Consider the following 13,377-nt stretch of genomic DNA (forward strand, 5'->3'; position numbering starts at 1 on the left):
CATTTAGTTGCGGGCTTACCCTCATTTACCCTCATGGGGGCTGCGGTTAGATGCGGTGCATAAATTTGAAGACTTCCGCCTGCTGCATCGTCACCTGCACACCCAGTTCCTCGCCCCTGGTCTTGAGTTGTTTTTGCAGGTCAAAAAAATCAAGATTACTACCCTTCAGGTCCACAATCATGATCATGGTGAAAAATTCCTGCAGGATGGTCTGGCTGATATCGAGGATATTCACATTGGCTACTGCCAGGACGGCAGTTATACCCGCTAAAATTCCCACCCTGTCCTGGCCTAAAACTGTGATTATGGCCCGGCCGTCGGCAACTGTCATGATTTTTCACCTCCGCAAAAATCCTCCAGTACTGCTTCCAATTCAGCTGCATCGGCCTCCAGCCAGCCCCGGGTGAAGAGGGCCAGGCCACGGAAAAATTCCGTCCGGGCGGCCTGCTGCATATCGCTACATAAGGCCGGTACCCATTGCTCCAGGTGTTCCTTTAAAAAGCGCTGCTGCCCCTGCAGGAATTCAGTTGCATCTTCACCGGCCTGGACTTTTGCGGCCGCTGCCTGGCTGAGCCAGGCCATGAATTCCATTTCCAGGCCCAGGTGGTCGTCTGGCTCCCGGTTTTTCTTTTTACTCTCCAGGCCAAAAGAACGATAAAACTTCCTTACCGCCAGGGTTTCCTCGCCAAAGAGGAGATGCTCCTTGGAGCGATATACTGACTCCCAGGGAGGCGCATCCAGGTGACCGGGACCGACGAAAAGGCGGTTGTAATCCTCCTGGAGTTCCTGCTGGTAAGCCTGCAGTTCGCTGCCCCGGGAATCCAACTCGGCCTCCATTAACCGGCAGCCGGCAACAAGATTAGGGTTATCGCTACCCTTTGCCATTTCTTCCAGGAAACTCTCCTGTCTCATAGTAGCTAGAATCTCTTTTTGAGGTCCTTCCTGGTAAAGGCGCGCCAGGAGCTGGTAAACCAGTTGCCGCCCCTGGAGCCACTCAAGCAATAATTCCTTTTCTATCATAAATAGACCTCCCTGTTTGGTATTAAAATACTTGCTAACGTCCCAACATTACCTTTACCTGCAAAGCGGTATAAAGGTTTACTAAAACTGCTAATTGCCTCAGGTCCTGTCCCAGGATCTCTTCAACTTTTTTTAACCGGTACCGCAGGGTATTAACATGAACAAACATATTCATCGCTGCCTGATTGTAGTCTCCGGAAGCATAAAGGTATACGGCCAGGGTTTCCAGCAGGTTGGTGTTATGTTCTTTATCGTATTTCTCCAGCGGTCCCAGGTTCTCTTCATAATAATCCTCCAGTTCCTGCTCCCCAAGGTTAAAGATTAACCGCAGTACTCCCAGTTCGTCGAAAAAAGTAAGATTACGGGGACAAACGTGGCGGCAAAACCGTGTCCTCATTCCCCTGCCCCCCTCGGTCCTGCTGGTCGTCAGGGGCGAGATTACGGGACAGGTAACAGCGTAAACACATGGTGACTCCCGCGCCGCCTGCATGGAAGATCTCCCCGCAGCCCTGGCAGGTATAAGTCTTTCCTGAGGCCAGGGTTAAGGAGGATACACCTGCTATCATTGATAGGGATACATTTTTACCCCGGACCAGGCTGTGCTGGGGACATACTGCCAGGCAGAGATCGCAATGGTTGCAAGAGGCCGGGGTATATTTTAATTCCTTTTCTTCCCCTTCGATAACCAGGGCTCCTGTAGGGCAGAGGCGGCTGCAGACATTACAGAGGTAACAGGGACCTGCCAGCTCCAGGGAAGGTATTGATAGGACGGCACCGGCAGGGTATCCTCCTTCTGGCTCGGCCTCGCGTACGGCTTCCCGGAGGATAAAGGCCCGCCTGCGGCCGGCTAAAGCTGTTGCTCCAACCGGAGGCGAGGATGGAGCCGTCCCCGGTATTTTTATGCCCCGGATAAGAGAACGAAAAAATTCCCGCCTGCCCATAGCCGCCGCTTCAGGTGCTTTACCGCCTGCCAGTTTCCCCGGGGTTACTGCAGCCGGCACCGCAGTTGCTACCAGGCGTTCCTCAGGCACGCCCATGGCGGCCAGGGTTTTTTGGGCCCAGTCAAAGGAGAGCAGGAAAATCCTTTCTCCTTTTTCTCCCCAGGGACAAGCGAGACACTGTTCCTGGAGGAAATGGAAAATTACTCTCCCCCTCACTGCCAGGGCTACGATAACTTCCCTGGCCACTGCCCCGAGGCAGGGAACGGTAATTATGTCTTTACCACTTTTATCGGCCCGGCTGCGGTTGCAGGTGAATATAACCTGCCCGGCTGATGCAATAATTTCCCGTCCCCGGGCGAGGAAAAAGGAGTGGGTCCGTTCTGGATCCTCCAGGGCCCCAGCGGGGCAAGCGATGGCGCAAAGGCCGCAACGCTGGCATTCTTTCACAACGGGTTGGCCGCTTTCCAAATCAATACCGTTTACCGGGCAAGCCTCCTGACAACGGCGGCATTTAACCCATGGCGATATGTTCCTGATACATGCTCCGGCCCTTAGACGCACCTGCCCAAGACCAGAAAGGCTAGCTGCAATCGTCTCCAGATCCAGTTTCCCCACCCCCATTCTTTTTGCGGCTTTATACTCGACGGCAACACCTGGGATATCGGTATGCTGGTAAAAAACGGGCCATGAAAGCCCGCTTCTTTATTTATATTATCCCTATTTTCCTCTTAACGATCAAGAAGATGGGGTAAAATACCATAATTGTTAAAACTGGCCGACCATAATGCTGAACCTTTACCGTACAACTACTCCGTCAACTACATAGGCTTTGTTCAAGCAGCGACCGCAGCAGTTGTGCCAGCAAGCGGCATTAAGCCAGTAGCCTTCCTTACCAGCAAGTTCGGCCGCCTGTTCACTGGAAACTTGTGTTAAACTGCTGCTACAGCCAGCCAGGGCAAGGGCCGCCGAGGAATCAGCAGCCGACTTTAGAAAAGACCTGCGGTTCATTTTATATTCCAGGGCTTTGTCGATGAGATTACTCATTATATCCCTCACCCCCCTTGCCTCACACAGGATCTGAATTCCCTCCCAATTATTTATCACGTTTTTCGACGCGTTCATGGTTACCCCCCTTTCACCTCCCTATGCCCTGTTATTGAGTTCACATTTATTCTGTTATTTAATTTTCATTGGATTTTGTGCATATTACTATTTTTATATTGTGGTAACTTCAACGGAAACGGTTTGCTTCCTTTGTCCCCTATTTTAAAACTCTATTTGAGTTTTTGTTTTACTTTACAAAGATAATTGCTATCCAGATCTCCCCTTTCTCTTTTGTAACTTCTGGTAGTCTTTCCTCAGCTACCCAGCATATTATAAAATATCCATAGTTCTTCTAAAGGAGGAGTTACCTTGGCTAACGAACAGAAGGGAAAAAGCGAGGTTACCAGGAGCCTGGGTGAAAATAAAGTTGAGAAGCAATCCTTTGGGGGATACGAACTAGCCCGGGCTTATGTGCCGTGGCAGCGCTACACCAATAGGTGGGACCCCATGGAAGGCCTGGTACAGGGAACGATTTTTCCGGAACTTTACCGGCCCTATCAACCGCGGCGCAATCCTTAAAAAACCTGTGGAGGGAAGTAATAATGGACCCGCAAGGCTTAAATCTCCTCAAGAAGATAATGGCTCTTGAATTTACCTGTATTGACTTTAACCTGTACCTTGATACCCATCCTGATGACCGTCGCGCCCTGGCGGAATTTAATGCCGCCAGCGATGCCCTGGCGGCGGCAAAAAAAGAATACGAAACCCTTTATGGGCCTTTGACCAATTTCGGACAATCCCCAAGTCCCCAGGCCTGGCGCTGGATCGACGATCCCTGGCCCTGGGAAAGAACCTTTTAGGCGGAGGGATTATAAATGTGGATTTATGAAAAAAAACTGCAATACCCGGTCCGCGTCAGTCGCCCCAACCCGCGCCTGGCTAAAGTAGTAATTACCCAGTACGGCGGGCCGGACGGTGAGCTTGCGGCATCTTTACGTTACCTCACCCAGCGCTACACCATGCCCATACCCCAGGCCAAGGCAGTTTTGACGGACATCGGCACGGAAGAGCTGGCCCACATGGAGATTGTCGCCACCCTGGTCTATAACCTGATTAAAGACGCCCCCCTGGAAGAAATCAAACGCGCCGGCCTGGAAGGTTACTATGCCGACCACGACCGTGCCCTCTACTTTGTCAACGCGGAAGGGGCACCCTGGACGGCCGCCTACATCCAATCCAAGGGCGATCCCGTCACCGACCTGCATGAAAATATGGCCGCCGAACAGAAGGCCCGCTCCACTTACGAATACCTGATCCAGCTCTCCGACGACCCGGATGTCAGCGATACCTTGAAGTTCTTGCGCGAAAGGGAAGTCGTCCATTTCCAGCGCTTCGGCGAAACGTTAAACCTGGTCCATGAGTACCTGGAGCGTAAAAAGTATTATTAAACCCAAAGCCCCGGTAAAGGGGCTTTTTTAAGTAAGTGACTTATCGGATTAGACTGATAGATGGCCTCTTCGTTCTCTTGACCAATCACCCTATTGAAGCAGTGGATGCCAATGAATTGCTAACCCGTTACCGGGGTCGTAACGACATTGAAATGAGCTACCGCTTCTTGAAAGGAGCCCTCGATCTGAACCAGATCTTTTTACGCAAGCCCAGCCGTGTTGACGCTTATTGTTACTTGAAAGTACTGGCCATGTTCGTTCTGAACCCGGCGCACTGATTTTTAACTAAAGAAGGTCAAAAGAAAATGACACCCCAGAAGTTACAGCAGGTATTAGGTAATACCACTATTGTCGAACAGCGCCTGGAACCCTTCGGCATCCGCCACTGGGTGGGGACTAATGTAACGGAGCCTATCCGTATTCTTATTGACCTGTTTCATTTACCCGATCCAGTGGCCATTGTCGAAGCTATCAATGCTGCTGTTGATTATCATCAGGTCCTTAATCAATGGAGCCAGAAAGCATTACGTAGTTGTTGCTAGTACCTTCCAAGTTTAGAAATGGAATAAATTCCTAATTTGGTAATCTTGCCTCGCAAAATGTAGGTTAATAAAAACTCCAAAAACCTTTTTACTACAGGTGTCTCTTTTTCTGGTAAAGCTTCTATAAGCCGGTATAACTCTTCCTTGGCTACGCTCACTATTGTCACCTTCCTTTTAATTAAACCCTAATCTCTCTGCCATATGCATTACAATATTATTTTCCCTTTGCTTATGATTTCATCATGCAGGAATTCCCCCCGCCTGGCTTTACGGTATTGTTCCAGGGAATACGGGCGGGGAGATAGGTCGTAATCAATTTCTTCGGCGAGCTTTTTTAGCATAATGGTTTCCTCTATCCTGTCTTTTCCCAAGTCAGGGCTAATAATGGCCACATCGATATCGCTATCTTCGCCGGCGCGGCCCTCGGCATAAGAGCCAAAAAGGATGGCGGTAGCGACGTTAATCTTACTTTTCCTCAGTAATTTTATATACTCTTTTACCGTCAATTCAACTTGCTTGCCAGCCATTGAAACACTTCCTCCGCCTGTTTAATAATGTCTCGGGTATGTTCCTCTGTGCATTTAGCGCTTAATTCGGCCTTTTCTTCGGGGTAACGAGCTTCGATATAATATACCGTTAATCGTCGCAAATAATCGATCATGTTGTTATCACAATCGTCGAGAAGGCCAGCGGCTTTCGCAAGAGCCACCAGGTCATGTTTGCGCGGCGGTACTTTCTCATACCGCTCATAATAAACCGCTTTAAACGCTTTCTCAAGGGATTGTTGACATAGGAATATTGCCCATAAATATCGTTTTCCTTCAAAGTTATATTTTGCGGTGTCTAAATCCTCTGCGACAATTTTTAACCATTCTTCGGCTTGCTTTTTCATAAAATCACCTGTTTTAGGTTTATATACAGCTTTTTCCACCCTAAAAACATAGTAGCATATGATATCGCCAAAATCAATCAAACGACCCTTATCTTTATCCCGGCTACCAGGGCATCATCTATGCCCTTTTCTTTTTTAGACCCGGCCTGCCATACCGCTTCCCGGGTAAGTATGCCCATCTTTTTCAACTCCTTTTTTAGCGCTGTTTTCCCCCTGCCCACAGCCTCGTTAGTCTCCTGGTCCCTGTCGTAAGCGATAACTACTTCTTTTGCCCCTAACTCTAATGCTTCCGGGATCACCGGTTTCCAGGAGGTGGCGCCCTGGGCGCCGATAACCACCCCGCCAAGGTAGGCCGCGGCGATATCCGCCTTTAACTGCCCTTCGGTAATCCATACCCGGCCGTCTTTTACTTCCCGCGGCCTGGCCACATGGGCCGGGGTGCCGCAGGAGCAGCCGCCCCGGTCGCTATGGCCGCTGAAGAGCATATATTTCCCGTTGCTGATGTCGTCCATCCGCCGCTGGAGGGCCTGGATCCGGCCTTTGGTATCCCGGATGGGAATAAAGTAGCCGGGGGAGGAATTGAACGTCCAGTAACTGCCGCCGTATTTACTTTCGGCCCGGTAAAACCCGGGGATGCCGGCCAGATCCAGGCCGCTGCGGGTTAACCTCTTGCATATGATCCAGGGATTTATTTGCTCGGGTATGGATTTGTAACCATTTCTCTTGATATCCCCTTCGCTTAAGCCGCGGCGCATTAATTCTTCTTTGTGCCGGGGGTGCAGGTCCAGAAGCCTTAAAAAATGGCGGTAAACCCGGTCCCGGGTATCAACAGGCGCTAAAGGCGCTTCACGGGGAAACAAGTCTTCCTGGTCCTGGCCAGGGATTACCCTTCCCGGCTGCAGCAGGTGCAGGTGGGCCACCTGGCCGTTGCTAAGGGTGATTTTTTAAAGGCCCCCTCGCTTACCCTCATGCAGCTGCAAAGGTAGCTGTTAAACCCGCACCAGTCCGGATGCCCGCATATGGGGCAGGGCTCGCGGCGGGAAGCTTTTCTAAAAACCTCGTGCTCCAACAACCTGGCCGCTCCCATTTGTGTTTTTCCCCCTCTGCCCGTAGCCCGGAAGTACCCCGGCTATGCACTGGATCAGGTCCGGGCTTTTATTCCTTCCGGCAACACGCATACCAGTTCCTGGCCCGGGTAAACGGGAAAATAGAGATACGCCTTGGGGTTGTCGTCATACAGGCTGGCTTCATAACGGCCCTGCAGCCATCCTGCCGGTTCGTAAAGTTTTTCATCGCTGTACCCGTCGAGGTATCTCATCTTCGCCATCTGCACGGCCAGCCGGCAACCGCAATGCAGTTCAACTTGCTCCCCGCTTGCCGTTTCGATATAGTGCCGGTAGCCGCCCGCATCCCGCTTGAGCCTTAAAATTCCTTCCTTCATCGAAGCCGCCCCCTTTTAACTGTTAACCTTTCTGGCTTTGAGGGAAGTAACGCCGCACCAGTAGTCTGACGGTTTGAGGCCCCACTTCTTGCAGGCCAGCCGTTTCGCCTGGCCGGAATCCCGGGCTTCTATAACAAGCTTTCTCCCGCTCGGGGCTTTGACTTCGTACTGCGGCATTAGTTGCTGCCTCCTTTTTGGTCCCTGCCGCCCGGGTGGTTTTTTACCCGGGCGGCAAGGGTTTGGTCCAGCTTGCTTTTTTATGCCACTTTATCCGTTTCCATACCGGCCGCCGCAAAGATGCGCTCCAGCACTTCCTCCACTTCGTTCAGGACCGCCATGATGGCCTTCAGGGCCGCCTTCAGGTCCCGGCTGGCGTAATGCCTGATGTACTCCCAGCCGTGCCAGAGGTAACCTTTGGCCCCGTAGAGCTCGCACAAGACGCAGGCCACCGTTTCCGCGACTATCTCCTGGTCCCGGTGCTGGCCGCCTTTCATGGCCGGATGGTGTTGTGGACCGCATGGGCCGCTCGTGAAAGAAAACGTCCACATCATGGGAGTAAAGGATTACCTGCTTCTGCCCGGACCGGTAAGCTCCGGCGGCCTGGCCTATGAAGGGCAGGTATTTCACTTCCACCCCGAACCTCCTGGCCACTACATAAAGCGGCGGCAGTTCCGGCGGGGAATAATCCGCCTGCGGCAACGACTCCCCTTCCGTATCCTCATACCTGAAGACCGGCACTCCCCGGAAGCCCATGCAGATAACCTTTTCCTCCTGCTTTTCTTCCCCGGTTTCCGGGTCTGTCACTTTCCGGGTAACCTTCCTGGTCAGCGGCGCCAGGATGTAGATAGCTTTGGCTCCCTTTTTCACCTGCCGGCCGGCCTCCCGCCACGCTGGTAACCCCGGGCGTCCTCCGTCCCGTTGATGAGCATCAGCAGCTTATTGCCCAGGCTCCATTTATCGCTCGGTTTGCCGTAACCCGCCCGGGCGTTGATAAAAGTCCTGGCCGCTTTCTCCGGCAGTTCGCCGTCCTGGAACATCGCCAGAAGGCTCGCAACCGCCTGCTTCACCCGGCCTTCTTCCAGCTTCACGCTCACCCGTACCGCCTCCTTTTTCTTTTTGGGCCTTCGGCCCTCGGCCTTCCGGCCTTAACAGCAAAGATTGCCTCCGGGCCGGGAGGCAAGGGCCGACCGCAGGGAGGGGCCGAGGAATAAATGGAGGGAACCCGCGGGGCGAAGCGCCGCGGGGCGGAGGCCGTTTATGCCGCAGGCCGTACCCTTGCCGTAACGGCCAGGGCGGCGGTACAATCCAGGGCCGGCCGGAAGGCCCCCAAGGCTTAAAATCAAGGCAGCAGGTGCGCTTTAGCGCTCCTGCTGCCTACCGCTGTTGCCTTTATGATAAGGCCGCCGCTACGTTAGCCCGTAAGGGCGTAAAACGTTGCGGCGGCCCCTATCCCTCTTTATCTCCCGGTTCCAAGAAATACCGGCAGGCAAACATCCGTGGGTTCATCTTCCTGCCGGATACCCCGCACCGGCCGCGCTTCTCGCTCCCGTAATACCTGCATATGGCGCATATTCTTGCCTGGCGACATGCTTTTCCGGGGTTTCTTCCTCTCCCACCTGGCCCTCCATGCCATAATCGCGCAGACCCCAGTAGGGCGGGGAGGTAACGCAACAGTTGACGCTTTCTGTCGGCAACCCTTCAAGCACCTCCAGGGCATCGCCGAGGTAGAATTTATGATGGGTATGCATCTCCGGCCTGACGCGGGGCGGATAACCGAATACAGGATGGCTTTGTGGCAACTGCAAATTAAGGCGTTTCACGGCCCCGGGCAACATTTATCACCTCTTTTGTTACAAACAAAGAACGGGACGTCCTTGCAGCCGCACCGGTGTAACAAAAACACTTTAAAAAGCTCCGATAAATTAGCAACCGCAAGGCTAAGCTTTGTTACAAACCATCTTGAAATAGCCCATGGCGTTGGCGAAAAAGGGGTCCCCGTATATCCCGGCTCCCGGCAGGTCGCGCACAAGCTCATCCTTAAATAAACCTGCCCCGCCACCGGCCAGGAGTGTTAAAGCCACAAAGCCGGCGCGGCCACCCCAGGCCGCCAGCACCCCCTGGACGATAGCCTGGCCGACATCCTTCCTGGCTTTCATAAACGCTTCTTCCAGGCATATATCCCTGCCCCCATAGTGGACAGGCCGTCCGGCCATGGCTCCCTCAACAACCTCCTGGTACATGGCCGGGGCCAGGGGGGCGTCGGCCCGGCGCTGGAACTCCGCCGCCAGGGAACGGTGTAACAAATGGACACCAACTTCCAGACTGCCGCAGGCCTCCGGCAGGGGTCTGGGCACACCGTCGCCGCGGTCTTCAAAGAGCAGGTAGTCGGTGGTGTAGGTCCCCACATCGACAACTCCCAGGTAACCTCTCCCGGACAGGATTACATCCCCCGCCAGTACCGCGCCCGCCCCCTGCGGGAATACCATCACCTGGTCGAAGCTGATATACCTCTCTTCCCCGCCGTCCACACTCACCCAGGCCGCCAGGCCCTCCAGGCGCTTCTTCAGGGCCTCCTTCTGGGCGCGGAAATAGGCCAGGGGCAGCCCCACCGCCAGATCAACCTGTTTGGGGAACGGTCCCTTATCCCCGGCGCCGGCAAGGTAAGCTGCCGCAAGCAGCAGCAGGTCATGGAGGGCCGCCGGTTTCTCCCGGCTTAAAGTTGCTGTAGCCGCCATGGACCTCAGGGCCGCCTCGCCGACCAGCTTTTCCTCTGCCTCCCCGCCTGTTTTACGCACCTTTACCTTATGGCCCGTCCCGTCGCGAAACATCCCGCTTAAAGGGTCCTCAACGCAGGGCGCCACGACTGCGGGAAAAGAAACCCTGGCCGCTGCGGATATGGCTTTGACGAAACCATAACCCACATCTACCCCTACGGCTTTAACCGGGACCGGGGCCGGTTGGCTGTTAACTTGAATTGCCTGCATAAGACCTCTCTCCTTTTTGAAGTAAGTCCTCTCAACAAAAAAGCCGGGGCGACCATTACCCCGGCTCTCGCCTCCACATCTACTTCAAAAAGCACTCAGCCTGTCTATTATGCTGGCATACATGGGGAAAACAAATAGGAGCAAGAGGGAAAGGGACATGACCGCCGGAATGACGGCCATCAATATGGGCTGCACCTTGATCTCCCGCCTGATCTCGTTTACCCTCTCGTCATAGGCGTGCCGAGCGAAAGTGTCCAGCACTTCTTCTACGTCAGCGCTCGTCTGGATGGCCATCAGGACCACGCCCACCAGGTTGGCCAGCGGGCCGTACCCCGCCCTTTTGGCCAGGTTGTCCAGGGCATCGGGCAGGGGGAATACCTCCAGCTCCGCGGCCAGGATGTCCAGCTGCCGCTTCAGCTCTCCCCTTACGGCCCCCCTTACCACCCGCATGGCCTGGTAGAGGTCTCCCGCCCTGGAGAATACTTTAAGCAGTGTTACCATAGTGGGAAATTCCCGGCGCAAATCTTTAAGTCGCCGCTCTTCTTGTCTTTCAAGATATTTGCCGGGCAAAACATACAACAACCCTCCCGCGGCCAAAAAAAACGACGCCAAAAATAGGTTTGCGGGCCAAACAATCACACCCGCCAGGACCGCCGTACCGGCCGCAATGGCCCGGAAGCCTAAGATAGCCTCCGGGTCTACCTCCTGCTCCCTTCCCTGGCGCCATAGATACAACCTGAACCTCTCCCTGGCAGATGCGGAAGAAAACCTGCGGCCGGCTCGCAGCACCAGGTCAGGCGGGGCTTTCCAGGCCACGATCAGGAGGAAGGCGGCAACCGCCACCAGCAGGCATACTGACACCATATCGGTGATCATAATTCCTCCACCACCCCCATACCCCGGGTAAAGTACCAGGCCAGAAACTCCACCAGGATAATAAAGCACATTACCGCCTTGCCGAAGAAGGTGGCGATAATGACATGCCGGGCTTCACTGGAGAAATACAGGAGCGACAGCGCCGTAAGGGGCAGAAAGAGCAAAAACAGATTTATCGTCAGCCCCTGCCCGCGCACCTCGCTTTTAAGTTCCTCGCGTAAGGTTATCCGATCACGGATCACCCGGGCGATCTCTGCTACCACCTCGGCCGTATTGGTCCCGTACTTCTCCGACAGGGTAACCGCTTTGATAAAGATGTCTATATCCCTGTTGTCGGCCCGTTCGGCAAAAGAAGCCAGAGCATCCGGCAAGGAGCCGCCCAGCCTGTATTCCACCAGGGTTTTTATCAGCTCTTCCCGCATGGGTGAAGGTGTGCAGTTGGCCGCACCTTCAATGGCCCGCACCAGGTCGCCGGTAGTGTCGTACAGGGAGGCTATCATCTGCAAAGCCGCCTGCGCCTGCTCATCTATCCTGGCTTTGTACTGCCGGTAATCCACCTCCAGCTTGGTTATAACTTTGACATCCGCCGGCCCTATCTGCTTAAGGGGTTCCACGTTTCTGGCAGCCACCACTACCTCTACCGGCTGGTAGACGCCGGCGAAGGCCCAGTAAACCCCGGCGGCCGCCAGGAGGCCGGTTAACAGGGCGATCAGCAGCAGCGGCCCTCCCGGTATCTTTTTCAAAGGCAACTTAAACAAAATCATCTACCTCCCTAAAGTATAGTCAATAACAAAGCGACCGAGGCCAGGCAGGCGCCGAAGGGTACGGCTTCCCGGGGCGCGGGAGCGTCAATATCCCTGGGGAGCCGGGGCAAACACCAGGCAAGCTTTACCCCATACGCCAGCTTCAAGTACAGGGCGCATAAAAACACCTGCAGGCGCTCCCGGAAGATCCCCAGCCGGGCATATTTGTAGAGCCCCCATGCTGTCCCCATTATCACCGCGGCGAGGATTACCCCGGCCGCCCTCCCCGGCCCCAGCCAGAAGCCAAAGGCGGCCATCAGCTTGACGTCCCCGCCCCCGCACCCTCCTAAGCGGTACAGGAAGCACCCGAAGAGGAAAAAAGCAAAACCCCCGATAAAGGCTTCCTGCAAACCTCCCGGCCCGCCGTAAAGCCCCCGGTAAACCATGCCACCAAGCATGAGGGGGAAAGTAACGGTATTGGGGACGATATTCCGGCGCCAGTCATAAAAACCGGCCATGCTTACGGGTACTAGAAAGCCCAGGACATAAAAAATCCCCGGCGGGTCCATGGCCATGCACCTCCTTCTAAAAGCAAAACCCGGGCCAATAAAATATGGCCCGGGCAATTTAATCTTTCATTGGGATGGTCCCATATATCCTTTGCAAAAGTTAAACCAGATCGTAGCCTTTTTATTAGAATATTGCTTTTAGCCGATGACGAGATTTACAATAATAAAAACTAAAAGAGCCGGGAGGTGTTTTGGGGGAAATGTTAAAAGAGAATAAGCATGTGTTCCTTGCAATAGTCGTTTTGGTTTTTTGGCTAGTAAACATGGCCGGATGTTCGCAAAAGCCAACAGTTGAGAATGCCCATCCTGCTCCGGCAGTGGAGGAAACGCAGCCATTTCCGGCATCACAATCTGCCAGCGATACGACCCCGGTGACAAAGGAGTTGACTCAGCAAGAAGCAGCCGAACTATTTGTGCATAATCTGGGTTATAAGATCGTGACCAATAGCGGAGCAAGTTATGACCTGCAATTCCCCGATACTTTTACAGAAGTAAAAAATGGTGTCCGGATTGGTGAATTGTTAAAAAGGGGGAATGAACTATCAAAGCAGTATGGAATGGACTTTTCCGGTTATTTAGGCAAACAAGTAACGCTTTACACCTATAGTGTTGAAAATAAAAATAAGGTGGTAGAAAATATAGTTCTTGTAATGGATGGTAACGAGGTAGCGGGCTACTGGATCGACTGGATCGTTGATGAAATGGGAAGACCGGGACCGGCTTTCAATGTGATAGTGGGTGCGTATGAAGCTAATGGTTCGAGATAACCGAGATGGTTTCTATAGCACCGGGATAATGACACGAAAACCCGGGATGTCTTATACAGGGATTGTTAACATGAATAATTCAACCAAAGAAATAACAGTTTATATAACCG

At 53.5% G+C, this 13,377-nt stretch carries 24 protein-coding genes and 2 pseudogenes; 8 read left to right on the top strand and 18 right to left on the bottom strand.

The genetic code is table 11. The features are described 5' to 3' along the window. Positions 1–46 precede the first annotated feature (46 nt). From NWF31_RS03245 to NWF31_RS03265, 5 genes and pseudogenes are all read right to left on the bottom strand, one after another. Entirely contained in the window at positions 47–331 is a 285-nt protein-coding gene (locus NWF31_RS03245; protein ID WP_258359073.1) for an ACT domain-containing protein, read from the bottom strand. Then, on the bottom strand, positions 328–1,020 hold the full coding sequence (locus NWF31_RS03250; RefSeq protein ID WP_258359074.1) for a TorD/DmsD family molecular chaperone: 693 nt from the start codon (positions 1,018–1,020) through the stop codon (positions 328–330). The genes NWF31_RS03245 and NWF31_RS03250 overlap by 4 nt, the downstream gene beginning before the upstream one ends. Positions 1,021–1,054: 34 nt before the next feature. Further along, positions 1,055–1,417 (bottom strand): PucR family transcriptional regulator, encoded by a 363-nt coding sequence (locus tag NWF31_RS03255; RefSeq protein WP_258359075.1) that lies wholly within the window; start codon positions 1,415–1,417, stop codon positions 1,055–1,057. After that, on the bottom strand, positions 1,380–2,408 hold the full coding sequence (locus tag NWF31_RS14730; protein ID WP_258359076.1) for a 4Fe-4S dicluster domain-containing protein: 1,029 nt from the start codon (positions 2,406–2,408) through the stop codon (positions 1,380–1,382). Before NWF31_RS14730 ends, NWF31_RS03255 begins: the two co-directional genes overlap by 38 nt. Before the next feature lie 351 nt (positions 2,409–2,759). Continuing rightward, positions 2,760–3,005, bottom strand: a pseudogene (locus tag NWF31_RS03265) (twin-arginine translocation signal domain-containing protein); the annotation flags it as partial. Positions 3,006–3,374: 369 nt separating this feature from the next. Between NWF31_RS03265 and NWF31_RS03270 the strand changes: the two are divergent. Genes NWF31_RS03270 through NWF31_RS03290 form a run of 5 tightly spaced genes read left to right on the top strand, consistent with a single transcriptional unit; the run spans position 3,375 to position 4,995 of the window. After that, the gene (locus NWF31_RS03270; RefSeq protein ID WP_258359078.1) at positions 3,375–3,584 is read left to right on the top strand and encodes a spore coat associated protein CotJA; all 210 of its coding nucleotides are present in this window, start codon (positions 3,375–3,377) and stop codon (positions 3,582–3,584) included. A 23-nt stretch (positions 3,585–3,607) separates the two neighbouring features. After that, positions 3,608–3,865 carry a spore coat protein CotJB gene (locus tag NWF31_RS03275; protein ID WP_258359079.1) on the top strand — a complete coding sequence of 86 codons (258 nt, stop codon included), beginning with the start codon at positions 3,608–3,610 and terminating at the stop codon, positions 3,863–3,865. A 15-nt stretch (positions 3,866–3,880) separates the two neighbouring features. Continuing rightward, a complete protein-coding gene (locus NWF31_RS03280) occupies positions 3,881–4,453 on the top strand; it encodes a manganese catalase family protein (RefSeq protein WP_258359080.1) in 573 nt (190 codons plus the stop codon). Positions 4,454–4,488: 35 nt separating this feature from the next. Beyond that, positions 4,489–4,731, top strand: coding sequence for a transposase (locus tag NWF31_RS03285; protein WP_258359081.1), 243 nt, complete (start codon positions 4,489–4,491; stop codon positions 4,729–4,731). Between the two features lie 27 nt (positions 4,732–4,758). Next, positions 4,759–4,995 carry a hypothetical protein gene (locus NWF31_RS03290; protein WP_258359082.1) on the top strand — a complete coding sequence of 79 codons (237 nt, stop codon included), beginning with the start codon at positions 4,759–4,761 and terminating at the stop codon, positions 4,993–4,995. Here the strand turns inward: NWF31_RS03290 and NWF31_RS03295 are convergent. The 7 genes from NWF31_RS03295 to NWF31_RS03325 all read right to left on the bottom strand — a co-directional run bounded on the left by NWF31_RS03295 (position 4,992) and on the right by NWF31_RS03325 (position 7,777). Further along, a complete protein-coding gene (locus tag NWF31_RS03295) occupies positions 4,992–5,153 on the bottom strand; it encodes a hypothetical protein (RefSeq protein WP_258359083.1) in 162 nt (53 codons plus the stop codon). The genes NWF31_RS03290 and NWF31_RS03295 overlap by 4 nt on opposite strands. A 48-nt stretch (positions 5,154–5,201) precedes the next feature. Then, positions 5,202–5,522, bottom strand: coding sequence for a nucleotidyltransferase domain-containing protein (locus NWF31_RS03300; protein WP_258359084.1), 321 nt, complete (start codon positions 5,520–5,522; stop codon positions 5,202–5,204). Continuing rightward, positions 5,498–5,968: a HEPN domain-containing protein gene (locus tag NWF31_RS03305; RefSeq protein ID WP_258359085.1), complete on the bottom strand. Its 471-nt coding sequence runs from the start codon at positions 5,966–5,968 to the stop codon at positions 5,498–5,500. Before NWF31_RS03305 ends, NWF31_RS03300 begins: the two co-directional genes overlap by 25 nt. Next, complete coding sequence (locus tag NWF31_RS03310) at positions 5,965–6,807, bottom strand: DUF3854 domain-containing protein (protein ID WP_258359086.1); 843 nt, start codon at positions 6,805–6,807, stop codon at positions 5,965–5,967. The genes NWF31_RS03305 and NWF31_RS03310 overlap by 4 nt, the downstream gene beginning before the upstream one ends. Before the next feature lie 221 nt (positions 6,808–7,028). Next, positions 7,029–7,328, bottom strand: coding sequence for a hypothetical protein (locus NWF31_RS03315; RefSeq protein ID WP_258359087.1), 300 nt, complete (start codon positions 7,326–7,328; stop codon positions 7,029–7,031). A 15-nt stretch (positions 7,329–7,343) separates the two neighbouring features. Further along, positions 7,344–7,505 (bottom strand): hypothetical protein, encoded by a 162-nt coding sequence (locus NWF31_RS03320; RefSeq protein ID WP_258359088.1) that lies wholly within the window; start codon positions 7,503–7,505, stop codon positions 7,344–7,346. A gap of 80 nt (positions 7,506–7,585) precedes the next feature. Further along, complete coding sequence (locus tag NWF31_RS03325) at positions 7,586–7,777, bottom strand: hypothetical protein (RefSeq protein ID WP_258359089.1); 192 nt, start codon at positions 7,775–7,777, stop codon at positions 7,586–7,588. Positions 7,778–7,856: 79 nt separating this feature from the next. Here NWF31_RS03325 and NWF31_RS03330 point away from each other — a divergent pair, with 79 nt between their 5' ends. Then, the gene (locus NWF31_RS03330) at positions 7,857–8,225 is read left to right on the top strand and encodes a hypothetical protein (protein WP_258359090.1); all 369 of its coding nucleotides are present in this window, start codon (positions 7,857–7,859) and stop codon (positions 8,223–8,225) included. Here NWF31_RS03330 and NWF31_RS03335 read toward each other — a convergent pair. Then, a complete protein-coding gene (locus NWF31_RS03335) occupies positions 8,192–8,422 on the bottom strand; it encodes a hypothetical protein (RefSeq protein WP_258359091.1) in 231 nt (76 codons plus the stop codon). The two genes, NWF31_RS03330 and NWF31_RS03335, sit on opposite strands and share 34 nt — an antisense overlap. Positions 8,423–8,539: 117 nt before the next feature. Between NWF31_RS03335 and NWF31_RS03340 the strand changes: the two genes are divergently transcribed. Continuing rightward, complete coding sequence (locus NWF31_RS03340; protein ID WP_258359092.1) at positions 8,540–8,665, top strand: hypothetical protein; 126 nt, start codon at positions 8,540–8,542, stop codon at positions 8,663–8,665. A 240-nt stretch (positions 8,666–8,905) separates the two neighbouring features. Here the strand turns inward: NWF31_RS03340 and NWF31_RS14735 are convergent. From NWF31_RS14735 to NWF31_RS03365, 5 genes and pseudogenes are all read right to left on the bottom strand, one after another. Then, a pseudogene (locus NWF31_RS14735) lies at positions 8,906–9,076 on the bottom strand (site-specific DNA-methyltransferase); the annotation flags it as partial. A gap of 189 nt (positions 9,077–9,265) precedes the next feature. Further along, positions 9,266–10,312, bottom strand: a complete 1,047-nt coding sequence (locus NWF31_RS03350) for a ParM/StbA family protein (protein ID WP_258359094.1) — start codon at positions 10,310–10,312, stop codon at positions 9,266–9,268. A gap of 84 nt (positions 10,313–10,396) precedes the next feature. Beyond that, entirely contained in the window at positions 10,397–11,188 is a 792-nt protein-coding gene (locus NWF31_RS03355; protein ID WP_258359095.1) for a type II secretion system F family protein, read from the bottom strand. After that, positions 11,185–11,946 (bottom strand): type II secretion system F family protein, encoded by a 762-nt coding sequence (locus NWF31_RS03360; RefSeq protein ID WP_258359096.1) that lies wholly within the window; start codon positions 11,944–11,946, stop codon positions 11,185–11,187. Before NWF31_RS03360 ends, NWF31_RS03355 begins: the two co-directional genes overlap by 4 nt. Before the next feature lie 14 nt (positions 11,947–11,960). Continuing rightward, positions 11,961–12,500: an A24 family peptidase gene (locus NWF31_RS03365; RefSeq protein WP_258359097.1), complete on the bottom strand. Its 540-nt coding sequence runs from the start codon at positions 12,498–12,500 to the stop codon at positions 11,961–11,963. A gap of 200 nt (positions 12,501–12,700) precedes the next feature. On the opposite strand from NWF31_RS03365, the gene NWF31_RS03370 reads away from it, so the two are divergent. Beyond that, positions 12,701–13,267 (top strand): DUF4830 domain-containing protein, encoded by a 567-nt coding sequence (locus tag NWF31_RS03370; RefSeq protein WP_258359098.1) that lies wholly within the window; start codon positions 12,701–12,703, stop codon positions 13,265–13,267. The last annotated feature ends 110 nt before the right edge of the window (positions 13,268–13,377 follow it).

Source organism: Neomoorella sulfitireducens (assembly GCF_024733845.1).
GTDB lineage: Bacteria > Bacillota > DSM-521 > Neomoorellales > Neomoorellaceae > Neomoorella > Neomoorella sulfitireducens.